Origin of the sequence: Actinosynnema sp. CS-041913, from assembly GCF_050942485.1 — a bacterium.
In the GTDB taxonomy this organism is placed as follows: Bacteria; Actinomycetota; Actinomycetes; order Mycobacteriales; family Pseudonocardiaceae; genus Actinosynnema.
The window spans coordinates 7,161,099-7,183,124 of record NZ_CP192037.1 but is presented as its reverse complement, the minus strand read 5'-3'; the positions used below and the strand labels follow the sequence as shown (position 1 = coordinate 7,183,124).

The 22,026-nt window shown below is 73.3% G+C and carries 21 protein-coding genes; 10 read left to right on the top strand and 11 right to left on the bottom strand.

The window, feature by feature from the left end:
• Window positions 1–51: 51 nt before the first annotated feature.
• A complete protein-coding gene (locus ACQPZF_RS32140; RefSeq protein WP_433263415.1) occupies window positions 52–339 on the bottom strand; it encodes a hypothetical protein in 288 nt (95 codons plus the stop codon).
• 371 nt (window positions 340–710) lie between these two features.
• Between ACQPZF_RS32140 and ACQPZF_RS32135 the strand changes: the two genes are divergently transcribed.
• Window positions 711–1,712, top strand: coding sequence for a zinc-binding dehydrogenase (locus ACQPZF_RS32135; protein WP_433263413.1), 1,002 nt, complete (start codon window positions 711–713; stop codon window positions 1,710–1,712).
• Between the two features lie 45 nt (window positions 1,713–1,757).
• Here ACQPZF_RS32135 and ACQPZF_RS32130 read toward each other — a convergent pair whose 3' ends face one another.
• From ACQPZF_RS32130 to ACQPZF_RS32120, 3 genes are all read right to left on the bottom strand, one after another.
• On the bottom strand, window positions 1,758–2,174 hold the full coding sequence (locus ACQPZF_RS32130) for a nitroreductase family deazaflavin-dependent oxidoreductase (protein ID WP_433263412.1): 417 nt from the start codon (window positions 2,172–2,174) through the stop codon (window positions 1,758–1,760).
• 60 nt (window positions 2,175–2,234) lie between these two features.
• Window positions 2,235–3,104, bottom strand: coding sequence for an alpha/beta fold hydrolase (locus ACQPZF_RS32125; RefSeq protein WP_433263411.1), 870 nt, complete (start codon window positions 3,102–3,104; stop codon window positions 2,235–2,237).
• 147 nt (window positions 3,105–3,251) lie between these two features.
• The gene (locus tag ACQPZF_RS32120; protein ID WP_433263409.1) at window positions 3,252–5,795 is read right to left on the bottom strand and encodes an ABC transporter substrate-binding protein; all 2,544 of its coding nucleotides are present in this window, start codon (window positions 5,793–5,795) and stop codon (window positions 3,252–3,254) included.
• A 236-nt stretch (window positions 5,796–6,031) separates the two neighbouring features.
• Between ACQPZF_RS32120 and ACQPZF_RS32115 the strand changes: the two genes are divergently transcribed.
• Window positions 6,032–7,450 (top strand): cytochrome ubiquinol oxidase subunit I, encoded by a 1,419-nt coding sequence (locus ACQPZF_RS32115; RefSeq protein WP_433274794.1) that lies wholly within the window; start codon window positions 6,032–6,034, stop codon window positions 7,448–7,450.
• Window positions 7,447–8,469: a cytochrome d ubiquinol oxidase subunit II gene (locus ACQPZF_RS32110; protein WP_433263407.1), complete on the top strand. Its 1,023-nt coding sequence runs from the start codon at window positions 7,447–7,449 to the stop codon at window positions 8,467–8,469. Before ACQPZF_RS32115 ends, ACQPZF_RS32110 begins: the two co-directional genes overlap by 4 nt.
• Window positions 8,470–8,477: 8 nt before the next feature.
• Here ACQPZF_RS32110 and ACQPZF_RS32105 read toward each other — a convergent pair whose 3' ends face one another.
• The 4 genes from ACQPZF_RS32105 to ACQPZF_RS32090 form a co-directional block, all read right to left on the bottom strand.
• Window positions 8,478–9,215, bottom strand: coding sequence for a GAF and ANTAR domain-containing protein (locus tag ACQPZF_RS32105; RefSeq protein WP_433263405.1), 738 nt, complete (start codon window positions 9,213–9,215; stop codon window positions 8,478–8,480).
• Complete coding sequence (locus ACQPZF_RS32100) at window positions 9,212–10,015, bottom strand: ANTAR domain-containing protein (protein ID WP_433263403.1); 804 nt, start codon at window positions 10,013–10,015, stop codon at window positions 9,212–9,214. Before ACQPZF_RS32100 ends, ACQPZF_RS32105 begins: the two co-directional genes overlap by 4 nt.
• 177 nt (window positions 10,016–10,192) lie before the next feature.
• Window positions 10,193–10,351, bottom strand: coding sequence for a hypothetical protein (locus ACQPZF_RS32095; protein ID WP_433263401.1), 159 nt, complete (start codon window positions 10,349–10,351; stop codon window positions 10,193–10,195).
• Between the two features lie 294 nt (window positions 10,352–10,645).
• A complete protein-coding gene (locus ACQPZF_RS32090; protein ID WP_433274792.1) occupies window positions 10,646–11,518 on the bottom strand; it encodes an acyl-CoA desaturase in 873 nt (290 codons plus the stop codon).
• Between the two features lie 398 nt (window positions 11,519–11,916).
• Here ACQPZF_RS32090 and ACQPZF_RS32085 point away from each other — a divergent pair, with 398 nt between their 5' ends.
• From ACQPZF_RS32085 to ACQPZF_RS32075, 3 genes are all read left to right on the top strand, one after another.
• Window positions 11,917–12,381 (top strand): DUF5994 family protein, encoded by a 465-nt coding sequence (locus tag ACQPZF_RS32085; RefSeq protein WP_433263399.1) that lies wholly within the window; start codon window positions 11,917–11,919, stop codon window positions 12,379–12,381.
• 211 nt (window positions 12,382–12,592) lie between these two features.
• The gene (locus ACQPZF_RS32080; RefSeq protein WP_433263397.1) at window positions 12,593–12,745 is read left to right on the top strand and encodes a DUF6307 family protein; all 153 of its coding nucleotides are present in this window, start codon (window positions 12,593–12,595) and stop codon (window positions 12,743–12,745) included.
• Window positions 12,742–12,894 carry a hypothetical protein gene (locus tag ACQPZF_RS32075; protein ID WP_433263395.1) on the top strand — a complete coding sequence of 51 codons (153 nt, stop codon included), beginning with the start codon at window positions 12,742–12,744 and terminating at the stop codon, window positions 12,892–12,894. The genes ACQPZF_RS32080 and ACQPZF_RS32075 overlap by 4 nt, the downstream gene beginning before the upstream one ends.
• A gap of 137 nt (window positions 12,895–13,031) precedes the next feature.
• Here the strand turns inward: ACQPZF_RS32075 and ACQPZF_RS32070 are convergent, their stop codons facing one another.
• Window positions 13,032–13,676, bottom strand: coding sequence for a response regulator (locus ACQPZF_RS32070; RefSeq protein ID WP_433263393.1), 645 nt, complete (start codon window positions 13,674–13,676; stop codon window positions 13,032–13,034).
• On the bottom strand, window positions 13,664–14,887 hold the full coding sequence (locus ACQPZF_RS32065; RefSeq protein ID WP_433263391.1) for a sensor histidine kinase: 1,224 nt from the start codon (window positions 14,885–14,887) through the stop codon (window positions 13,664–13,666). The genes ACQPZF_RS32070 and ACQPZF_RS32065 overlap by 13 nt, the downstream gene beginning before the upstream one ends.
• Before the next feature lie 132 nt (window positions 14,888–15,019).
• Here ACQPZF_RS32065 and ACQPZF_RS32060 point away from each other — a divergent pair, with 132 nt between their 5' ends.
• Both ACQPZF_RS32060 and ACQPZF_RS32055 read left to right on the top strand, forming a co-directional pair.
• Window positions 15,020–15,775: an ABC transporter ATP-binding protein gene (locus ACQPZF_RS32060; RefSeq protein WP_433263389.1), complete on the top strand. Its 756-nt coding sequence runs from the start codon at window positions 15,020–15,022 to the stop codon at window positions 15,773–15,775.
• 3 nt (window positions 15,776–15,778) lie between these two features.
• Window positions 15,779–18,307 carry an ABC transporter permease gene (locus ACQPZF_RS32055; RefSeq protein ID WP_433263387.1) on the top strand — a complete coding sequence of 843 codons (2,529 nt, stop codon included), beginning with the start codon at window positions 15,779–15,781 and terminating at the stop codon, window positions 18,305–18,307.
• Between the two features lie 73 nt (window positions 18,308–18,380).
• Here the strand turns inward: ACQPZF_RS32055 and ACQPZF_RS32050 are convergent, their stop codons facing one another.
• Window positions 18,381–19,748: a serine hydrolase domain-containing protein gene (locus tag ACQPZF_RS32050; RefSeq protein ID WP_433263386.1), complete on the bottom strand. Its 1,368-nt coding sequence runs from the start codon at window positions 19,746–19,748 to the stop codon at window positions 18,381–18,383.
• Between the two features lie 246 nt (window positions 19,749–19,994).
• Here ACQPZF_RS32050 and ACQPZF_RS32045 point away from each other — a divergent pair, with 246 nt between their 5' ends.
• The gene (locus ACQPZF_RS32045) at window positions 19,995–20,882 is read left to right on the top strand and encodes a serine hydrolase (protein ID WP_433263384.1); all 888 of its coding nucleotides are present in this window, start codon (window positions 19,995–19,997) and stop codon (window positions 20,880–20,882) included.
• 32 nt (window positions 20,883–20,914) lie between these two features.
• Complete coding sequence (locus ACQPZF_RS32040) at window positions 20,915–21,985, top strand: M20/M25/M40 family metallo-hydrolase (RefSeq protein WP_433274790.1); 1,071 nt, start codon at window positions 20,915–20,917, stop codon at window positions 21,983–21,985.
• Window positions 21,986–22,026: the final 41 nt, after the last annotated feature.

Sequence of the window (22,026 nt, the reverse complement as noted above, 5' to 3'; positions counted from 1 at the left end):
GCTGGAGCCCTCGGCGTCCGTGCCTGCGGACTACTCGTGCCCCCAACGGCCTCAGTCGTCGTCGTGGTGGTCGTCATCGTGGTGGTGGTGGTGACCGGCTGAGGAACCGGTGTTGCTCGTGCCCGCACCGTGGGGACCCGACCACGACAGGTGTTCCCTGTAGTACGAGTTGCCGTGGCCGTCGGTGCCCGCGCAGACGGAGTAGTGCCACGCGCCATCCGGCCCGGCGACCGTGCTGTCGTGGTTGTAGTTGGTGTCCGCGGACGCGAGGCCGGCGGCGCCGACGAGCAGAGGAGCCGAGAGGGCGCCTGCGACGATGAAGCGGTACAAGGTACGCACGAGAAAACCTCCATACATAGTGGAACGTGCCGACTTATCGTCGCTAATGTCTGGCCGACACGCCGCTCCAATACCCCATCGTGTGACATCGGCCTGGGCCCGCGGGGGTCGGCGGATCCGGTCTGTCCCAGGCTTTTGCGCTGTTGAGCGCCGGTGTGCGGGCACGGCGGGGCCACTCGGGACGAGGGGCCGGGCAGCCGCCGATCTCCAGCCCGCACAGGGGAAGCGGGATCGGGTCGAGACCGCAGAAAGGCGGAGCGGTTCGCCTGATCAGGTGCATTCCGGTGCGCTGGTCCAGCGATCGGCCGCGTCCACTGTGGAGAGTGGAGCGGGAACTGTCCGGTGCTGGTCCGTCGGGATCGAGGAGTGTCATGCTGGCCGCTCGGTTGAACGTGAAGACCCACTCGCTGGCGGTCGTGGAGGTGCCCGCGCCGGAGCCGGGGCCGGGACAGGTGCGGATCGAGGTGGCCGCCGCGGGCGTGTGCCTGTCCGACGTGCACCTCATCGACGGCAGCCTCGTGCCGCTGTTCCTGGCCGGTGACACGGTCACCCTCGGCCACGAGGTCGCCGGCACCGTCGACGCCCTCGGTCCCGGGGTGACCGGCGTGTCCACCGGGCAGCGGGTCCTGTTGCAGGCCGGCGAGGAACGCGCCGGCGTCGTCTACACGCGTGGGGTCGACTACGACGGCGGGTGGGCGCAGTACGCGCTCGCCGCGGCCGACACGGTGGTGCCCATCCCGGACGGCCTGCCGTTCGAGCAGGCGGCGATCATCCCGGACGCGGTCAGCACGCCGTGGGCGGCCATCACCGCCACCGCGCAGGTGCGTCCGGCCGAGGCGGTCGGCGTCTGGGGCGCGGGCGGCCTGGGCGCGCACGCCGTGCAGTTGCTGCGCCTGGCCGGGGCTGCGCCGATCTTCGCCGTCGACCCGCTGCCGGCGGCCCGGGAGCGCGCGCTGGCGTTCGGCGCCGACCTCGCTTTCGACGCGGCCGACGCGGACCTGCCGCAGCGCGTGCGCCAGGCGAACGGCGGGCGCGGCCTGGCGGCGGCCTTCGACTTCGCCGGGGTGGCCGCCGTGCGCGAGCAGGCCGTCGCCTGTCTGGACGCCCGCGGGCGGCTGGTGCTGGTCGGGCTGACGGACAAGCCGCTGACCATCACCAATGGCACCGCGTTCAGCTACTTCCAGCAGCAGGTGCGCGGCCACTACGGCTCCGAGCCACCGCACCTGGTCGAACTGGTCAACCTGGTCGCCCACGGGCGGATCGACTTCAGCCGCTCCATCACCGACGTGCTGCCCCTGGCGCGGGCCCAGGAGGCCGTCGACCGGCTGATCCGCAAGGAGGGCGACCCGATCCGCCTGGTGCTGCGGCCGTGAACCTCGCCGGCCGGGATGGTTCCGGCGGTCCGGGCCGGAACGCGGTCAGCGTTCGAGCACGACGACCGGGATCAGCCGGTCGGTCTTCTTCTCGTAGTCGGCGAACCCCGGCGCGTGGGCGACCATGCCCGCGTAGAGGCGGTCGCGTTCGGCGCGGTCCTGGACCACGGTCGCGGTGGCCTCGAACTTCTCCGTGCCGACCTCGACCGTGACCTTCGGGTTCGCCACCAGGTTGTGGAACCACGCGGGGTTCGTCGGCGCTCCGCCGTACGAGGCGGCGACGACCAGGCGGTCGCCGTCGCGGGTGTAGACCACGGGGGTGAGGCGTTCCCGGCCGCTCTTCGCGCCGACCGTGGTGAGCAGCAGCAGGTCGCGGCCCTCGAACACGCCGCCGACCTTGCCCCCGTTGGCGCGGAACTCCGCGGCGATCCGCTGGTTGCGATCTTGCCTCTCGTCCGCCATGCGGTCGCGTCCTCTCGTGGTGTGCTCGGTGGAGCCGGCCGCGAACCGCGCCCATTCGGATTATAGGTCGGGTCGGCCCAGGTCAGCCGAATGGCCCAGGAACGCCGTGACAGCATCGGCGAACCGGTCCGGGTCGTCCACCCATGGGTAATGGCCGGCTCCCGGCTGGGTGAAGAACGTGGCGTTCGGGAACAGCGCGGCGTAGTCGGCCAGGAGGGGCGGCGGGGCCGCGAGGTCGAGTTCACCGGCGAGGACCAGGACCGGCCGGTCGACCGTGGCGAGCGCCGCGCGGGTGGCCTCCTGGTCGAAGGCTCCCTCGGCGGCGAAGGCGGCGGCGGCCCGCGGGTTCCGCCGCCGGTCCATGTCCTCGCGGTGGGCACGCGCCGCCGCGTCCCAGCGCCCGTAGGTGAAGGGCACGACGGCCTCCCAGTCGGTGGCGACCGCGCGCCCGGCCGCGATCGCCTCGAAGGCCGCCGACACCTGCTCGAACCACGGCTCGTCCCGGCGCCGCCGCACCACCTCGCGCCGGACCTCGGCGGCGGCGGCGATGCCGACGGCCATGGTGCTGGGCGTGACCATGACCAGGCTGTCGATGCGCTCGGGGTAGCGGGCCGCGTACAGGGTGGCGAGGTCCGCGCCGCCGGAGTGCGCGAGCAGGACCATCCGGTCCAGGCCGAGGTGCTGCCGCAGCGCCTCGACGTCGTCCACCAGGCGGTCGCAGCGGCAGGACGCGATGTCGTCCGGCGTCTGCGACCGGCCGGTGCCCCGGTAGTCGGGCAGCACCAGCCGCCGAGTGCCGGACAGGCCGCCGAGGTCCCCGAGGTACCCCGGTTCCAGCATCGGACCGCCCGGCAGGCAGACCACCGGCCGGCCTTGCCCGGTCACCCGGTAGGCGAGTCTCGTTCCGTCACGCGCGAGGAGATCAGGCATCGGCGGATCATCGCGGTGACGCTCCGTCCAGGGCAACCGCGTTGTCCCGAGCGCGGCCCTCACCCGACGGTGCCGGTGTCACCCGCAGGAGACATGCCGCCCAGGCGGGCAGCGGCACCGACCTGATCGGCGTGGCGTCGAGCCCGGTCAGCCGAAGGCGACCACGTAAGTCAGGACGACGGCCAGGAGGTAGGTCGGATAACCGATCCGGGCCGCTCGGGCGAGGGACGCCTCCCCCCTGGTGTTCCCCTTGGCCGCCAGGCGCTTGCGGAGCATCGCCACCAGCACGCAGGTCGCCGCGAGCAGGATGAAAGCGTAATAGCCCCACTCCAGGGCCACCGTGTAGCTGACCGACGGCAGTTGGGACGTCACGTTGTTGAGCAGGACGGCGGTGCTCAGGATCGCCGTCACGCCCATCGACACCGGGGCCGCGCCGTCGGTCGCCTTGAAGAACAGGGACAGGTAGGTGACGCCGATCAGCAGCACCAGCGGGAGGAGGTTCTTCACCAGGAACGGCGCGATGTCACGGGCCACCTCCACCTCGGCGGTGTACTGGCTGTAGTGGACGCCGGTCGCCGCGCCCTTCGTCTTGGCGTCGCCGAGGGCGTCGCTGCTGCCCACCGTGCGCTGGAAGAAGCTCGCCGACCGGGCCTGCCAGTTCGGGATCGCGTTGATGTCCGCCGCCGCGTTCGTGCCGCTGCGGAGGTAGTCCTCGGGCGACTGGTCGAGGATCTCCTTGTCGGTCACGTAGACCACCTCGTCGGCGGTCCGGGTGCGGTTCTGCAGGAGCACGTCCAGGTGCTGCCGGTCGAACGGGAAGCCGCGGAAGTCGAAGCCCGTCTTGAAGCGGTCCGCCACCCGGTAGAGCCGGTAGGTGTGGCCGTCCTCCGTCACGTCCCGCAGCGGCGGGCCCAGTTTCAAGTCGGGTTCGACCGCGTTCACGAACACCACGTCGGACGCCACGTGGTCGCCGGTGTACTTCAGCCACAGGAAGAAGTCGACGAAGTACGTGCCGTCGCGGGAGTCCAGGTCGCGGATCTCGTTGAGGTTGATGCCGGTCGCCACCACCTGCCGGCGGGTCAGGTACCGGTCCGCGACCGCCACCACCGTGCCGTTCGCCAGGCCTTTGCGCAGCGCCTCCTCCGACGGCGGCTCGTAGATGGTGAGCTGCACGGGCGCGGAGACGAGCCGGGAGCCGTCGCTGGTCACGAACGAGACCGGCATCTGCGCCGAGCCGCTCGGGCTGAAGTACAGCGGGCCCAGCAGCGCGGGGAAGGAGTTCTTCCTGTCCTTCAACGACGCGAGCGCGTCGCGGACGCGGCGGCGGTCGTCGGAGCGCGCGGGCTGGAAGTCCAGGCCGCCGATGCCCATGGCGTGCAGGCCGACGTTGAGCGCCTGCCGGGCGGTCGCGGCCGGCCACCGGGGGCGTTCGCCGTAGCGCAGCTCGTAGTCCCTCGCCCACGCCAGCGCCGGGCCGGACAGCGAGTCCGAGGCCAGCGGTGTCCCGAGGTACAGGTTGCCGGTGAACAGGCCCGGCCGCCCGCGCTCCTGCTCGGCCCGCACCAGCCTGTCGTGGAACGCCTGCGTGCCCAGCGCCGCGGTGCCCAGGACGGGCGCGGTGACACCGGCCTCGCGGAGGCGCTGGACCACCAGGGCGCCGCGCTCCTCGGTGCTCGCCACCACGATCGGGTCCGCCGGGTCCTGGCGCGCGAGCGCGTCGACGGTGTCGGCCATCGAGGCGGTCGAGACCGGCAGTTCGGCCGTGACCGTGCCGAACCGGCCGAACGCGTCCACGAAGCCCTCCCGCGCGGAGCGTCCGGACTCGTCCTCGTCGTAGACGATCGCGGCGGCCCTCGCGTCCAGCACCTGCGCGGCGTACACGGCGAGGAAGTCGCTCTGCGTGCGGTTGCCGAACACGCTGCTGAAGTACCAGTCGCTGTCGTCGGTGACGCGGGACGAACCGGCCGACGGGGTGATCGCGGGAATGCCGGCGGCCCGGTAGACCGGCGCTGCCGCGAGGGCCGCGTCGCTGGTCCCGTGGCCGACCACGAACATCACCCGGTCCTCGCGGACGATCTCCTCGGCGATGGCGCGCGCCCGGTCGGGCCGGTCGGCGTCGTCGTACACCAGCAGCTCCACCGGGCGCCCTTGCACGCCACCGGCGTCGTTGACCTCGTCCAGCCGCATCCGCAGGCCGCGTTCCATGTGGGCCGAGTCCACCGCGTTGTCGCCGGTCATGCCGGCCACCAGCGCGACGTGCACGGGCTCGCCACCCTCGCCGCCCGCGGCCGACCACACGCCGACCACCGTGAGCAGCACCAGCGCGGCCGACCCGGCGGCGACCCACCGCCGCGGACCGAACCGCCCGCGCCGAGCCGGAGCGGGCGGCTCCGGGCGAGGCGGCTCGACCAGGTGCTCGACCTCGGCGGGAGGACGGCCCGCGACCTTCCGCACCGCCTTGAGCGCCTGGTCGGTCGCCGGGTCGGGGCTGATCCCGGACGCCCGTTCCAGGCAGAACCGCCGTTCGGCGTCGTCGGTGACGACCTCGGCGAGCCATCGCCAGGCCGGTTCGTACGCGGGGTCGTCGGCCAGTGCCGCGCCGAGCAGTTCGCGGGCTCGTGGCGGGTCGGATGCGCGCAGCCGGACAGCTTGGTGGGTCAGCGCGACGGCGTTGTCGGGTTGTGGTGCCACGGAGCCTTCCGATTGCGATCGGGCCGCGCGTGATCAGCGCGTGCCGTCGATCAAGCTAGCGGGGGATTCCGGGGGTCGGTATCACTCGATCAACTGAATTCACGACCGGACGGCCCCGGTTGCCCTCGGCTCGCCCGGGTACCCCGGAGCCCATGCGGCGGGCCGCCTGAACCCGGCGTAGAACGTCCACTGTGGATTCGTCCGGCATCCCCGGACGGTGAGGAGTGGCTGTGCTGATGGCGTTGGCCGAGGCCTCGACGCCGGCGGATCTCGCCGCGGCCCGGACGCAGATGGCCTTCTCGCTGGGCTGGCACATCGTCATCGCCTGTTTCGGCGTGGGGATGCCCGGACTGACGGTGTTCGCGGAGTGGCGGGCGCTGCGCACCGGTGACCGGGCCTACGAGACGCTGGCCCGCACGTGGGCGCGGGCGATGGGCGTGCTGTTCGCGGTCGGCGCGGTGTCCGGCACGATCCTCAGCTTCGAGATGGGTCTGCTGTGGCCGGGGCTGATGGGGCGGTTCGGGGACGTGATCGGGCTGCCGTTCACGCTGGAGGGGTTCGCGTTCTTCGTGGAGGCGATCTTCCTCGGGGTCTACCTGTACGCCTGGGACCGCCTGCCGCCCCGCGCCCACCTGCTGACCGGCGTCCCGGTGATCCTCGCGGGCGTGGCGTCGGCGTTCTTCGTGGTCACCGCGAACGCCTGGATGAACCAGCCGCGCGGGTTCGACCTGGTGGACGGTGACGTGACCGGGGTGCGGCCGTGGGAGGCGATGTTCAACCCGGCGACGCCGCCGCAGACCGTGCACATGATCGTCGCCGCGTTCATGGTGGCCGGGTTCGGCATCGCCGCCGTGTACGCGGTCGCGCTGCTGCGCGGCAAGCGGGACCGGCACCACCGGCTGGGTTTCCTCGTCCCGTTCACGTTCGCGGCGGTGCTGGCGCCGGTGCAGGTCGTGGTGGGTGACTGGGCGGCGCACTTCCTCGCCGACTACCAGCCGCTCAAGCTCGCGGCGATCGAAGGGCTGACGACGACCACGGCCGGCGCGCCGCTGTCCGTCGGCGGCATCTACGTGGACGGCGAGCTGCGCTACGCCGTGGAGATCCCGAACGCCCTGTCGCTGCTCGCGCACTGGAACCCGGACGCGGTGGTGCCCGGCCTGGACCGGGCGCCGCCCGAGCTGCGACCGCCGGTGAACGCGGTGCACCTGAGCTTCCAGGTGATGGTCGGCATCGGCTTCGGCCTGGTCGCGCTCGGCGCCTGGCTCGCGCTGACCTGGTGGCGCCGCCGCGACCTGCCCCGGTCGCGCTGGTTCCTGCGCGCGGCGGCGGTCGCGGGTCCGGCGGCGGTGCTCGCGATGGAGGCCGGGTGGGTGGTGACGGAAGTCGGCCGCCAGCCCTGGATCGTGTACGACGTCCTGCTCACCAGGGACGCGGTCAACCCCCAACCCGGCCTGGTGGTCGGTCTGCTCGTGGTCCTCGGCGTCTACGCCGTGCTGACCGCGGCGACGGTGTACGTCCTGCGCAGACTCGCCCGACGTGGCCCGGTGGCGCCACAGGAGGAATCCGTGTCGAGCCGCGGCGGCAGCCACACCTCGTCGACTTGGTCATCCGAGGCGCCGGCCCCGGAAAACACCGATCCGAAGGACTCGTCATGACGGCCGCCGACGCCGTGCTCGCCGTGCTGTGGGCCGGGCTGACCCTGTACGCGCTGTTCGGCGGGGCCGACTTCGGCGGCGGGCTGTGGGACCTGCTCGCCGGCGGCGCCGAGCGCGGTCGGGCGCAGCGGGAGTTGATCGAGCACTCGATCGGACCCGTGTGGGAGGCGAACCACGTCTGGCTGATCTTCGTGATCACGCTGTTCTGGACGGCCTTCCCGCCGGCCTTCGCCGCGTTCGCCGCCACGCTGTACATCCCGCTCACGCTGGCCGCGCTCGGCATCATCGCGCGCGGGTCGGCGTTCGCGTTCCGCAAGGTGGCGGACGAGCCGTGGCAGCAGCACCTGTTCGGCGCGGCCTTCGCGTTCTCCTCGGTGGTCACGCCGTTCTTCCTCGGCACGACGCTGGGCGCGGTGGCCTCTCGGCGCGTGCCGCCCGGCATCGCCGCCGGCGATCCCCTGACCACCTGGTGGAACCCCACGTCGATCACCACGGGCGTGCTCGCCGTGGCCGCCACCGCCTACCTCGCCGCCGTGTACCTGACCGCCGACGCCCGCCGGGCGGGCGAACCCGCGCTGGCCGAGGCGTTCCGGTTGCGCGCGCTGGTCACCGGCGTGGTGCTGGGCGCGCTCACGTTCGCCGGCCTCCCGATCGTGCGCGCGGACGCCCCCGACCTGTTCGCCGGGCTCACCGGCCGCGCCCTGCCGCTGGTCGTCGCGTGCGCCGCGGCCGGCGTCGTGTCCCTCGTGCTGCTGGCGACCCGCCACTACCTGCTGGTCCGGCTCACGGCGGCGCTCGCGGTCGCCGGCGTCCTGTGGGCCTGGGGTGTCGCGCAGTACCCGGTGCTGCTGCCCGGCCTCACCGTCGACGCCGCCGCCACCGACGACGGCGTGCTGCGGCCGGTGCTGTGGGTGCTCGGCGCGGGTGCGGTGGTGCTGGTCCCGTCCCTGCTCTACCTGTACTCGCTGTTCCAGCGGGGCACCGGGGTCACCGGTACCGGCAGCAGCCGCGACCGCTGAGCCCGAGGTCAGGTGCTCGTCCGGTCGCTGTCGGCGGGTCGGATGGTCAGCGAGCCGTCGACCACCGCGCGGGCCACGTCCAGCAGCTTCCGGTTGCCGGTCCGGGCGTGGGAGCGGAGCGCGGTGAACGCGGCGGCCGGCGGGATGCCGAGGCGTTCGGCGAGCACGCCCTTGGCCTGCTCGATGAGGATGCGGCTGTGCAGCGCGGTCTGGAGCTGTTCGGTGACCACCTCGTGCCGGCGGACGACGCGTTCGTGCAGGATGCCGATGGTCGCCATGTCGGCCAGCCCCCGGCCCAGCTCCAGCGCCGCCGCGCTCAGCGGGCCGGGAGTGGCGGTGAACAGGCTCATGGCCCCGATGACCTCGTCGCGCAGCCGCATCGGCAGGGCGTGCACCGCCGCGAGCCCGGCGCTCAGCGCGGCGGCTGCGAACCCGGGCCAGCGGCCTCCCGCGTCGGTCAGGTCGGGGCAGGACACGGGCGCGCCGCCGCGGTAGCAGTCGAAGCAGGGGCCTTCGGAGTGCTGCGACTGGAACAGCTCCAGCAGCCGGGCCTCCTCGCCGGACGCCGCGACCGTGGTGAGCGTGCCGCGGTGGTCGACCAGGAGCAGACCGCAGGCCGCGGCCCCCACCAGGTCCGCGCACCGGCCGGCCAGCACGTCCAGGAAGTCGATCAGGTCGAAGTCGGCCACCAGGGTGTCGGCGAGCATGATGAACGTCTCCCGCACGTGCTGGTCCTCGGTCTTCATCGGTCCCCGCCCTCCTCGTTCGGCTCGCGGGGAACGTTGCCGGCTCGGGGGACGGGGAAACACCACGCATCCGGTGGACCGCCGGTCCCGTCGCCGGCGAACCGCAGCCGGCGGCTCAGCACCTCGGCGGCCACCTCGCTCAGCGGCCGGTCGCGGGCGAACGCGTGCGCCCGCAACCGGACCAGCGCGTCGGTGATGTCCACACCGAGTTGCACCGAGACCATGCCGGCCGCCTGGTGCACGCGAGCGCCGTGGGCGGCGAACCCGGTGTCCAGCAGGTCGGTCAGCGACGGGCTGACGCCGCCGCGCCCGTCCAGGGCCAGCACCAGCACGGCGTCGGCGCACACGAAGGCCGCGGACACCGCAGCGGCGCCGGGCAGGCCCGGCCGGTCGCGGTAGCAGGTCAGCACGCCGAACTCGGCCGCGGCCGAGCGGACCGGCATCGCGATCACCGACCGCGCGCCCAGCCGGGCCGCCGCGGGCGTGAACACCGGCCACCGGACGGCGACCGCCGGGTCGAGCAGGTCGGCGACGAGCACGGGCGAGCCCCACGCCACCGCGTCCAGATTCGGACCCTCTCCGACCGTGAACTGGAGTTCGTCCATCGCACGGCTGTGCTCGTCGGTGGCGAACACCGGTTCGCACACCCCGCCGTCACGCGTCATCGACAGACCCGCGCCTCTCGCGTCCAGCACCAGCGCGCACACCACGCAAGCGTGCCGCACCGAGACCGGCTCGCCCTCCTGCCGGGCCAGCGCGCGCAACCGCGCCCACACCTCGGTGGTCGTGGGCTCACTCATGGCGGGGTCCGTCCCGCGGTGCGCAACCCGGGTGGCCGGCGAGATGAGGCTGAACGCGCGCGTTTCCGCGCCCCGACCGGGCCGACTCCGACTCCGCGACATCGGATGCCGCCGCCCGCCGCGACCCACTCCGGGGTTCGGGAAAAGCTGCGGTCCCAACAGGTTCGGACCTGGACATCACGCCACCTCCGGCAGCCGCCGCACCGGCGGTTCGAGGTCCGGGGCGGCACGCACCGGCCGGTGAACCAGCGGTCTGGTGAAGTCCGTGCGGACCACCCGACGGGCGACGGCCCGCGACAGGGGGAGGTCCCGCCGACGGGAAACGCCGTCCGACACCGGATCGCTCCGCACACCTCGCTGCGGGCGCCATCGGCTCACTTGAGCCCTGGCTGCTCGACGGCCGTACCGGCCCTGAGGGTGATGACGTGAGCAGGTGATCCGGTGCCGTGGTGGCGCTCCCGTCGACGGCTGGGAACCGGCCGGCCCGGGTGCCGGGCCCGACGCCGGCGTGCCGCCGCGTCGATGTACCCGACCACCCCGACCCTACACCCGAATCCGGGGTGCGGCGGCGTGATCCGGCGGAAAAACCGCAGGTCGGCCCGGCGGTGGCCGGCCGCCCGGTGCGCCGGTTCAGGCCACGCCGCTCCGGAGGTTGCGCGCCAGCCGTTCCGGCTTCGGCCAGCGGACCTTGGTGGCCCAGCCCGCCAGCTCGAACCCCCGGATCAGCCGGGCGGAGATGTCGAGCTGGCCGCGCCGGACGCCGTGCCGGGCGCAGGTCGGGTCGGCGTGGTGGGAGTTGTGCCAGGACTCGCCCATCGACAGGATCGCCAGCGGCCAGAAGTTCGCCGACTTGTCCCGCGAGACGAACGGCCGGTCGCCGATCAGGTGGCAGATCGAGTTCACCGACCAGGTCACGTGGTGCAGCACGGCGACGCGCACCAGGCTCGCCCAGAAGAACGCGGTCAGCGCGCCCCACCAGCTCCACGTGATGAGGCCGCCGGCGAGGGCGGGCGCGAGCAGCGTCGCCGCGGTCAGCGCGGGGAACCAGCGGTCGACGCGCCGGATGTCCTCGTCCGCGAGCAGGTCGGGCGCGAACCGGGCGGCGTTGGTCTGCTCGCGCTCGAACAGCCAGCCCATGTGCGCGTGCCAGAACCCCTTGGCCAGCGCGCGCGGCGAGGTGCCGAACCGCCACGGCGAGTGCGGGTCGCCGTCCCGGTCGGAGAACGCGTGGTGGCGGCGGTGGTCGGCGACCCAGCCGATGACCGGGCCCTGCATCGCCATGCTGCCGACGACCGCGAGCGCGATCCGCAGGCCGCGGTGGGCGGTGAACGCCCCGTGCGTGAAGTACCGGTGGAAGCCGACCGTGACGCCCAGGCAGGTCGCCGTGTAGAAGAACGCGGCGAGGCCGAGGTCGACCCAGCCCAGGCCCCAGCCCCAGGCCAGTGGCACGGCCGCCGCCAGCGCCAGGGCGGGGACCACCGCGAACAGCTTGACCAGGAACATCTCGGAGCGGGACTTCTCACCCGCGAGGACCGGTTGCGGCGAGCCGCCGACGCGGTCGTCGGGGAGTGTCGCTTGGTTCACGAGCCTTTACCTCCGTGCGTGCGGTGCCGGATTCCCGCCGCCGAGGTCTGGGGCGATCGAGAGAGGATGTGGAACGGCCGGGAGCACGTCCTCAGGACTGTCGCGTACCCGGTGCGGTGGTCGGAGAACCATCGGCGAGGCGAACGGCCTGCCGGTTTCTCGCGGATACCCCGCCAACGGCGGCCGGCCGGGAAAAGTTCCCCGGTGCGGTAACCTGGCGCCACCGAGGGTATGTCGAGCGTCGATGGTCAAGCCGATGCCGCCTTGGGCGCACGATGAACCGGCCGGCTGGTCCGGTCGGAGGCGGGAGCGCCGGGATGACCTCGGACCTGCTCACTGGCACACCCGATCCCACCGCCGAACGCCTGCGGTTCGCCCTCAGACCGGACGGCGCGCCGCACGGGCACGTCGACGGCGGCTGGTGGCCGAGGTCGACCGACCCGGTCGCCGAGTTCCCCGCCCTGATCACGGCGCTGGCTTCGCGCGGGCCCATCCGTCGGGTGTCCTACCACCTCGGCGTCTGGGGCCCGGCGGGCCGCCGGCTGACCGTGGCCGGCGTGGACGTGCGGATGGAGGGCTTCCACACCCCGCAGCCGGACATCGTGACGCTGATCGGGCCGCACCTGACCCGGACCGTGCTGCTCGTCGTGCCGCCGGGCACCGCCGGCGGCGCCGCCCGCGCCGTGCTGCGGGCCGCGGCGGACCAGGGCACCACCGCGAGCGTCGCGGAGATCCTGGAGGGGAATGGCGTCCCGGTGAGCCTCGGTGCGGTCGGAGGATGAATCCCTTCGGGCTCAGGGCCTTTCGCGAGAGCATGTCCATTGTGGATGATCCGGCGCACGGTGTCGCGGCCGGGTTCCCCGGGTCGTGGCGGATGATGGTGTACGCTGGCGGCATCGGGCTTCGCGCCATCGCGCACCCGAACACCCCTCGCGCCGTGCGGCCTCCGGTTCAGCCGTGAGCACGCACCGGGCGCGGAGAAAGTCGGAAACCATGACTGCCTTGTTCGTCTCTCGCTACGAAGCACGGATCGACCTCGTGCAGAAGACCCTGCGAGACCACTCGAAGCTCGACGAGAAGGCGGCGGCTGCCCTCGCCGTGCAGGTCCTGCGCGCGCTGGACGGCCTGCCGGAGCAGGTGCGATGACCGCGCAGCCGCCGAGCGACCTGTTCAGCCACCCGGACACCGACCTGCAGACCGAGTCCGGTCCCCGCGACGACCGGCAGCGGGCCTACACCGACCTGTTCCGCGAGCCGGCGGACGATCCGCCGCAGGCTGACCGCCGGACGGCCTGAAGACCGAGCGTTCGGGAGTCGGCGGACGATCCCCGCCACGACCGCCGAACGGCCTGAAGACCGAGCGTTCGGAAGTCGGCCGCCGCCCCGCCACGACCGCCGGACGGCCCGAGGGCCAGGCGGTCAGGCCTGGGGGGTCAGGCGTTCAGGTAGGCCAGCACGGCGAGGACACGGCGGTGGCCGGCCTCGTCGTTCGGCAGCGACAGCTTGGCGAAGATGTTGCGGATGTGCTTGTGCACCGCGCCTTCGCTGACCACCAGGGTCTCCGCGATGGTGCCGTTGTTGTGGCCTTCCGCCATCAGCGCCAGCACCTCGCGCTCCCGGGCGGTGAGGGTGGCCAGCGGGTCGTCGGACCTGCGGCGGACCAGGAGCTGGGAGATCACCTCCGGGTCCATCGCCGTGCCGCCCTCGGCCACCCGGCGCAGCGCGTCCAGGAACCGCTCGACCTTGCCCACGCGCTCCTTGAGCAGGTAGCCGACCCCGCCCGCGCCGTCCGCGAGCAGTTCGGCCGCGTAGCTGTTCTCCACGTAGGCCGACAGCACCAGGACGGGCAGGCCGGGGTGGATGCGGCGGGCCTCCACGGCGGCGCGCAGGCCCTCGTCCCGGAACGACGGGGGCAGCCGGACGTCCATCACCACCGCGTCGGGGCGGTTCGTCGTCACGGTCGCGAGGAACTCGGTCGCGTTGTCCACGGCCGCCACGACCTCGATACCGGCGTTGCCCAGCAGCAACGACAAGCCCTCGCGCAGCAGCACGTCGTCCTCGGCGATCACGACCCGCAAGGCAGCTCCACACGCAAGATGGTCGGCCCGCCGGGCGGGCTGGTCAGGTCCGCGTGGCCGTCGAAGGCGTCGGCTCGGCGCTGGATGCCGACGATACCCGTTCCCCGTGCGCCGTCCGCCCCGCCCCTGCCGTCGTCGCGGACCGTGATCAGCAGGCTGTCGTGGGACGCCGCGAGGCTCACCGAGGCGGTCTCCGCGGCCGAGTGCTTGGTGATGTTGGTCAGCGCCTCCGCGATGATGAAGTACGCCGCCGCCTCGATGGCGGCGGGCCGCCTGCCGATCGGGGACAGGTCCAGCGTGCACGGCACGGGGCAGCGGGCCGCCAGCGCCGACACCGCGCCGTCCAGGCCGCGGTCGGACAGCACCGGCGGGTAGATGCTGCGCACCACGTCGCGCAGTTCGGCCAAGGCGTCGATCGCCGTGTCCTGCGCCTTGCGGACCAGGTCGAACGCGGCTTCCGGATCACGTCCTCGGACCTGGTCGGCGATGCCGAGCTGCATGACGACGGCCGCGATCCTCGCCTGCGCGCCGTCGTGCAGGTCACGTTCGATGCGCCGCAGCTCGGCGCCGTGCGCCTCCAGCGCGCCCGCGCGCGACGCGGTGAGTTCCGCCACCCGGTCGGTCAGCCGCACGCCCTTGGCGGGGGAGAGCAGGCGCCGCGCGAGGTTCGCCTGCCAGCGCGCGGCTCGCGGCGACAGCAGGAACAGCAGCCCGTAGGCCACGCCGATCCCGATGGCCACCGGTGTCATCGACCACGAGTCCACGACGAAGTCGAGCCCGGTCGACACGCCGCCCGGCACGAGCCACCAGTACAGCGGCATGAGCAGGTGGTTCACCGCGCTGAACGGCAAGCCGACGGCCATCGCGCCCAGGAACATGCCGGTGAAGCCGTGCACGACCAGCCACGCAGCGTCACGCCTGGTCGCCGGGTCGCCCAACGCCGTGCCGACCTGCTTGAGCACCGGCCCGTCCAGCACCTGGTAGGCCTCCGGGATCGGCTCGCCCAGGAACGCCCCGGCGCGCCGCCGCTCGACGTCCACCAGTTTGCGGATCAGGTGCAGCGCCTCCGGCAACGCCGGCAGCCCCACGCCGATCAGGCACAGCGGGGCCACCAGGGCCAGCCCGGCCAGCGCCAGCAACGACAGGAACGCCGTGCCCGCGCCGACGAACAGGTACCGGACGGCGGTCCACAGAGGAAGCAGGCGGGTCATGACGTCGATTCTGCCTAACGCCGCCCCGTCGCACGGTAGTGCAGGCACCACCCCTGTCCGCCCGCCAGTGGGATCGAGACCCGGGCGCTCCCGCAGCAGGCTTTCGGTGACACGACGAGGAGGGAACCGGACATGGTGGCTGGGGCGGTTGTGGTGGACGCGGGGTACGCGTTGCGGCTGGAGTCGGTGCGCAAGGTCTACGGCTCGGGTGTGAACGCGGTCACCGCGCTCGACGGGGTCACGGTGGGCCTGCGCCGCGGCGCGTTCACCGCGGTGATGGGGCCGTCCGGGTCGGGCAAGAGCACGTTCCTGCACTGCGCGGCGGGACTGGACCGGCCCACGTCGGGCCGGGTGCTGCTGGGCGACACGGACTTGGCGGCGTTGCGGGAGAACGAGCTGACCGAGTTGCGGCGGGAGCGGATCGGGTTCGTCTTCCAGGCCTACAACCTGATCCCGTCGCTGACCGTGCGGCAGAACATCACGCTGCCGCTGCGGTTCGCGGGCACGACCCCGGACGAGGGGTGGTTCCGGGAGATCGTCGAACGGGTCGGGATCGCGGACCGGCTGGACCACCGGCCCGCCGAGCTGTCCGGCGGGCAGCAGCAGCGCGTCGCGATCGCGCGTGCGCTGGTGACCCGGCCGGAGGTGCTGCTGGCCGACGAGCCGACCGGGGCGCTGGACACCCGGACCGGGCGGCAGGTGCTGGAGTTGTTGCGCGGCTTGGTGGACGCGGTCGGGCAGACCGTGCTGATGGTCACGCACGACCCGGTGGCGGCGTCCTTCGCGCACAGCGTGCTGTTCCTCGCCGACGGCCGGCTCGCGGGCGAACTCCGTGAGCCCACGCCGGATTCGGTCGTGCGCCGGCTGACCCACCTCGGGGAGTGGTGAGCCGTGCTGGACATCGCGTGGCAGTTGGTGAAGGCGCGCAAGCTCGGGTTCGTGGGCGCGTTCCTGGCGATCCTGTGCGGCACGGCGGTGGTCGCCGCGTGCGGGATCCTGATGGAGTCCGGCATCCGGTCCGGGGTGCCCACGGAGCGCTATGCCGCCGCGTCCGTCGTGGTCGGCGGCAACCAGGTGGTGCGGCCCGAGGGCGGCGACTTCATGGCGTTCCAACAGGTCGGCACGCTGCCCACGGTCCCGAACTCGCTGATCGGGAAGGTCGCGGCGGTGCCGGGCGTGCGGAAAGCCGTCGGGGAGTCGACTTTCCCGGCGCGGGTCGTCGCGGGTGGCGTGCTGGACGCGCTCGGCCACAACTGGGACGCCGCGGCGCTCACGCCGTTCACGCTGCGGGACGGGCGTGCGCCGGCGCGGGGTGACGAGGTCGTGCTGGACGCCGACCTGGCGCGGCGGGCCGGGGTCGCGGTGGGCGGCCGGGTCGAGGTCATGACGACGTCCACTCCGGTCGAGTACCAGGTGGTCGGCGTGGCCGCACCGGCCGGAAAGGACGGTCTGGCCAAGCAGTCCGGGCTCTACTTCACGGAGGAGCGGGCGGATCGGCTGTCCGGGACGCCGGGTCGGTACCACGCGATCGGCGTGCTGGCCGACGACGGGGCGGCCGACCTCGCCGAGCGGATCGAAAAAGCGTTGGCGGGCGACAACGTCACGGTGGTGTCGGGGGGCGACCGGGGCACGGTGGAGTTCGCCGCCGTCGGTCAGTCCCGGGTGATGCTGTCGGCGATCTCCGCGTCGTTCGGCGGTATCGCGCTGCTGGTCGCGGTGTTCGTGGTGGCGGGCACGCTGACGCTGTCCATCGAGCAGCGGCGGCGGGAACTGGCGCTGCTGCGGGCGATCGCGGCGACCCCGCGCCAGATCAAGAAGCTGATCGGCGTGGAGACCACGATGGTGGCCGGTGTCGCGGCGGCCCTGGGCGCCGGCGCGGGGATCTTCGTCGGCGGCTGGCTGCGGGACGCGTTCGCGGCGATCGGCGTGATCCCGCACGACTTCTCGCTCTCGGTCGGTCCGCTGCCGCTGCTCGCCGCGTTCCTGCTCGGTCTCGGCGCGGCCCGCTTGGCGGCGTCGGTCGCCGCCCGCAGGCCCGCGCGCATCCCGCCGACCGAGGCGTTGGGCGAGGCGGCGGTGGAACGGCGGGAGATCGGGCGCGGGCGGACCGTGACCGGGTTCGTGTTCCTGGTGCTCGGGGTGGGGCTGGCGACCGTGCCGCTGTACCTGGGCGGCGAGATCGGGATCGCCATGACGACGATGTCCGTGCTGATGGCCGTGATCGGCATCGCGCTGCTCGGGCCGCGCGCGGTCGCGCCGATCGTGCGGCTGGTCGCGGTCCCGCTGGGGAGGCTCGGCGTCACCGGGTTCCTCGCCGCCGCGAACAACCAGGCCAACCTGAGGCGACTCGCCGCCGCACTGACCCCGCTGATGCTGTCGATCAGCTTCGCGGTGGTGAACTTCTTCAGCCAGACCTCCGCCACGGCCGCCGCCGAGCGGGAGACGGAGCTGGCCACCACGGCGGACTACGTGCTGTCCGCCGCCGGCGGTGTCTCACCCGAGGTCGCGGAGGCGGCGGAGCGGATCGACGGCGTGGCGGCGGCCGGCTCGATGGTCCGCACGCAGGTGATCGTCGTGGTCGACGAGGGCGACTCGAAGCGGGTCGAGCGCCTGCCCGCGCTCGGGGTGGACGACGTCCGGGGCACGCTGGACCTCGGGGTGCGGTCGGGGGACTTCGCGGACCTGCGGGGCGACACCGTCGCGTTGAGCGAGACCGAGGCGTCCTGGCTGGACGCGGGCATCGGCGACGAGGTCGAGCTGTACCTGGACGACGGGCAGCTCGTGAAGCTGAAGCTGGTCGCCACCTACGAGCGCGGGTACGCGTTCGGGAGCCACGTGCTGCCCGCCGAGCTGGCGCGCGAGCACTCCGCGACCAAGCTGGACAGCTCCGCGCTGGTCCGCCTGGAGCCCACGGCGGACCGCGCGGCGGTGACCGCGGCGCTCACCGGGCTGGCCGGGAGCTACCCGGGCCTCGCCGTCACGGATCGCGCGGACGTGGCCCCGGCCGAACGCGCCGACCGGCACGTCCAGTTCTGGGTGAACCTGGTGGCGATCGGGGTGATCCTGGGCTACATCGCGATCGCGGTGGCCAACACGCTGGTGCTCACCACGGCGCAGCGGCGGCGGGAGTTCGCGCTGCTGCGACTGGTCGGCGGCACCCGGCGGCAGGTCGTGCGGATGATGCGGACCGAGGCGGTCACGCTGGTGGGCATGGCGATCGTGGTCGGCACGCTCATCCCGGCGGTGCCGTTGATGTTGCTCGGCATCGGGTTGACCGGCTCACCGCTGCCCAGCGGGCCGATCGCCGTGTACCTGGGGATCATCGGGTTCGCCGCGCTGCTCGGGTTGCTGTCCCTGGGCCTGCCGACCCGGCTGGCGTTGCGGGCGCGGCCGATCGACGCGATCGGCCTGCGCGAGTAGGCGAGTGTGGTGCGCGGCCTATGGGAGAGGCCGCGCACCACACTCCACTGGTGCGGTCCTTGGGGGTTCCGACCTACTCCGCCTCGGTGCGGCGCGCCGCCCGGCTGTTGAACAGGTACTCGGCCCGGCCCTGGTCGTCCGCGCCGACCAGGGTGTACACCGGGTAGCGGCCGTGCTGCTCCTCGACGCCGATCAGCCGGTCGTCCGCCAGCCGGACCACCTCCGCGCTGCCGCGCGGCACCAGCATCTTCGCCTGCTCGGTGTGCGGGATCGTCTCCACCCAGCCCCGGCCCTCGTCGTCCACGCTCACCGCGTACCCGATCACCGGGGTCTCGTAGGTGCCCGTGATCCGCGCGGCGTCGAGCGGTCCGGGGTCGGCGGGCGGCGTCGGGTACCCGGGCACGTCCGCGCCCGCGTACTGGCGGAGCACCCCGGCGACGATGTCCCCGTACAGCGCGCCCCCGTTCTGGCCGTTGGTCAGCAGCGCGACGGCGATGCCGGTCTCACCGGAGATCCGCAGGAACGCCGTCTGCCCGATGGTGGCGCCGTCGTGGCCGAAGACGTCCGCGCCGAAGTCGAACAGCTCCCAGCCCAGGCCCCACTTCGCGGCCAGGTGGGCGGTGAAGGGCACGTCGGTCTGCGGCACCCGCATCGCGCGGGCGCTCGCCTCGCCGAGGATCGGCCCGCCGCCGTCGAGGTGCGCCTTGGCCCAGCCGAGCAGGTCGCGGGCACGCATGGCGAGCATCGCCCCGGCGGGCGCGTTGGACGCCTCCAGCCCCCAGACCGGCGCGGGCACGGGGCCGTCGTCGCCGGGCAGGTGGCCCACGGCGGCGCGGAACAGGATGGCCTCGTCGGCGTTCGTGGCGACGTGCCGCAGGCCGAGCGGGCGCACGATCCGCTCGTGCAGCACCGCGCCGAACAGCTTGCCGCGCAACACCTCCACCAGCCGGCCCAGCACCACGTACCCGCTGTTGCAGTAGGAGAACATCGCGCCCGGCTGGTGGATCTGCGCCGCGTCGGTGATGGTCGCCAGGTACTTCTCCACGGCGTCGTCGCCGCGTCCGGTGCGGTGGAACAGGTCGCCGTCGAAGCCCGCCGTGTGGTCGAGCAGGTGCCGGGCGGTGATGACGGAGGTCGCGCCGGCGTCCGCGACCCGGAACTCCGGCAGGTACTTCACCACCGGCTCGTCCAGGTCCAGCAGGCCGTCCTCCACTAGCTGCATGACCAGCGTCGCGGTCCACACCTTGGTGATCGAGCCGACCTGGAACACCGAGTCGGTGGTCGTCTCCACACCGGTGGCCACGCTCAGCACGCCGGCGGCGGCGTCCACGACCTCGCCGTCGACCAGCACCGCGGCCTGCGCGCCGGGCACGCCGTGCTCGGCGATCAGCCCGGCGAGCCGGCCGGGCAGCCAGGCGGCGACTTCTGCACTGCGGGACATGCGTTTCTCCTTCGGCGTGGAGTGGCGCGTCCGGGATCGGGTCGGACGGCGCGCAGGCCGGCGGGCCCCCTTCCACAGATAGCAGGCCCCGCCGGTCCGACCGCGCGCGGATTTTTCACATCGTGCCGGGGCGGCGGCTTCGTCGGAACCGACAACTGCCGGTGGCCCGGTTCGTCGGCCACGACGACGCGCGAGGGGCCACGATGGTCGTCAACTGGTGGCCGGCCCGCGACGAACGGAGCGAACATGGAGACCGCGAACGAGGTGGTCGGCGAGATCCTCAGACGTGCCGAGGAGGTCGGCGTGCGAGTGTGGCTGCACGCCGCCGACCTGGACGGACCGCGCCGGGTGGACATCGACGGCGACGAGCCGGTCGTGTCCGCCTCGGTCTTCAAGGTGCCGGTGGCGGTGGAGCCGGCCAGGCAGGCCGTCGCGGGCCGGGTCGACCTGGGCGAGCGGATCACCTACCTGCCGGGCACGGGCACCGGGTCGCCGTACGGGCTGGCGACCTACCGGCACGAGGTGACCATCTCGTGGCACGACCTCGCGGTGCTGATGATCGGCGTCAGCGACAACGTGGCGACGGACCTGGTGGCGGACCGGATCGGGCTGCCCGCCGTGGCGGAGCTGCTGGCCGGGCTCGGGTTCACGCACACCGCCGTGCCGTACGACTGCGCGGGGCTGTTCGCGACCGTCGGCGAGGACCTCGGCGAGGACCTCGCCGACGAGTCCTTCGCCGGGCTGAGCCGGGCGGACCTGCTCGCACTGCGCATCCTCCAGCTTGCGCGGACGTGCCGGACGACCGCCGAGGAGACCACCCGGCTGCTCGGCATGGTGTGGCGGGACGAGGCCGCGCCCGCCGAGGCGTGCGCCGACGTGCGGTACTGGCTGGGCCACCAGGTGTGGCCGCACCGGCTGCGGTCCGGGTTCCACGAGGACGGCATCAAGGTGTCCGGCAAGACCGGGACGCTGCCCATGGTGCGCAACGAGGCCGGCGTCGTGGAGTACCCGGACGGCGGGCGGTACGCGGTCGGCGTGTTCACCCAGGCGTTCGACACGCGGGTGCAGGTGCCCGAGCGGGACGCGTTCATCGGCTTCGCGGCGGCCCGCGCGATCGACTGGTTGCGCGCGTGAGGGCCGGGCTGGTGCGGCGGTTCACGGACGCGCTGCCGGCACTGTTGGCGGACATAGAGTTGTTGGTGCGCAAGGAGTCCCCGTCCGCGGTCGAGGACGCGGTGGCGTCCAGCGCGGATCTGGTGGCCGGGCTGGGAACCCGGTTGCTGGGTGTCGCGCCGGACCGGATCGGGCCGCACCTGCGGTGGCGGCTGGGCGACGGGCCGGCGCGGGTGCTCGTGGTCGGGCACCACGACACGGTGTGGCCGATCGGCTCGCTGCGCACGCACCCGTTCTCGGTGCGGGACGGGATCCTGCGCGGGCCGGGCTGCTTCGACATGAAGACCGGTGTGGTGATGGCCTTCCACGCCATCGCGGCGCTCGACGACCCGGCCGGGGTGACGCTGCTGGTGACCGGGGACGAGGAGCTGGGCTCGCCGTCGTCGCGCGGGCTGGTCGAGGCGGAGGCGGCGGGCTGCGCGGCGGCGTTCGTGCTGGAGGCGGCGGCGGGCACGGCGGTGAAGATCGCCCGCAAGGGCGTGTCGCGGTACGAGGTGCGGGCGCTCGGGAAGGCCGCGCACGCCGGGCTGGAGCCCGAGCTGGGCGTCAACGCGGCGGTCGAGCTGGCGCACCAGTTGCTGGCGGTGGCCGCGCTGTCCGAGCCCGCGGTGGGCACGACCGTCACGCCGACCCTGCTGAACGCGGGCACCACCGGCAACACGGTGCCCGCGAGCGGCGGTTTCGCCGTGGACGTGCGGGTGACGTCCGAGGCCGAGCAGGAACGCGTCGACCGGCGGATGCACGCGCTGACGCCGGCGCTGCCCGGCGCGCGGCTGGAGATCCTGGGCGGCCCCAACCGCCCGCCGCTGCCCGAGTCGGCGTCCGCCGGGCTGTTCGCGCTCGCGCGGCGGCTGGGCGGGGAACTGGGGCTGGCTCCGGTCACCGGCGCGGCCGTCGGGGGCGCGTCGGACGGCAACTTCACCGCCGGCGTCGGCACGCCCACGCTCGACGGCCTCGGCGCGGCGGGTGGTGGCGCTCATGCCGACCACGAGCACGTGCTGGTGGACGAGATCCCCGGCCGCACCGCGCTGCTGGTGGCGCTGATGGCGGAAGTCCTGCGGTGAAGCCGCGTTCACCCCGGCGGAGGATCGGATGAGCACCTGCT

Bases quoted from the DNA above. Each gene is read 5' to 3' on its own strand.
- ACQPZF_RS32135 (WP_433263413.1), top strand. From the start codon at position 711: ATGCTGGCCGCTCGGTTGAACGTGAAGACCCACTCGCTGGCGGTCGTG.
- ACQPZF_RS32130 (WP_433263412.1), bottom strand. From the start codon at position 2,174: ATGGCGGACGAGAGGCAAGATCGCAACCAGCGGATCGCCGCGGAGTTC.
- ACQPZF_RS32125 (WP_433263411.1), bottom strand. From the start codon at position 3,104: ATGCCTGATCTCCTCGCGCGTGACGGAACGAGACTCGCCTACCGGGTG.
- ACQPZF_RS32115 (WP_433274794.1), top strand. From the start codon at position 6,032: ATGGCGTTGGCCGAGGCCTCGACGCCGGCGGATCTCGCCGCGGCCCGG.
- ACQPZF_RS32110 (WP_433263407.1), top strand. From the start codon at position 7,447: ATGACGGCCGCCGACGCCGTGCTCGCCGTGCTGTGGGCCGGGCTGACC.
- ACQPZF_RS32105 (WP_433263405.1), bottom strand. From the start codon at position 9,215: ATGAAGACCGAGGACCAGCACGTGCGGGAGACGTTCATCATGCTCGCC.
- ACQPZF_RS32100 (WP_433263403.1), bottom strand. From the start codon at position 10,015: ATGAGTGAGCCCACGACCACCGAGGTGTGGGCGCGGTTGCGCGCGCTG.
- ACQPZF_RS32090 (WP_433274792.1), bottom strand. From the start codon at position 11,518: ATGTTCCTGGTCAAGCTGTTCGCGGTGGTCCCCGCCCTGGCGCTGGCG.
- ACQPZF_RS32085 (WP_433263399.1), top strand. From the start codon at position 11,917: ATGACCTCGGACCTGCTCACTGGCACACCCGATCCCACCGCCGAACGC.
- ACQPZF_RS32080 (WP_433263397.1), top strand. From the start codon at position 12,593: ATGACTGCCTTGTTCGTCTCTCGCTACGAAGCACGGATCGACCTCGTG.
- ACQPZF_RS32075 (WP_433263395.1), top strand. From the start codon at position 12,742: ATGACCGCGCAGCCGCCGAGCGACCTGTTCAGCCACCCGGACACCGAC.
- ACQPZF_RS32065 (WP_433263391.1), bottom strand. From the start codon at position 14,887: ATGACCCGCCTGCTTCCTCTGTGGACCGCCGTCCGGTACCTGTTCGTC.
- ACQPZF_RS32060 (WP_433263389.1), top strand. From the start codon at position 15,020: ATGGTGGCTGGGGCGGTTGTGGTGGACGCGGGGTACGCGTTGCGGCTG.
- ACQPZF_RS32050 (WP_433263386.1), bottom strand. From the start codon at position 19,748: ATGTCCCGCAGTGCAGAAGTCGCCGCCTGGCTGCCCGGCCGGCTCGCC.
- ACQPZF_RS32045 (WP_433263384.1), top strand. From the start codon at position 19,995: ATGGAGACCGCGAACGAGGTGGTCGGCGAGATCCTCAGACGTGCCGAG.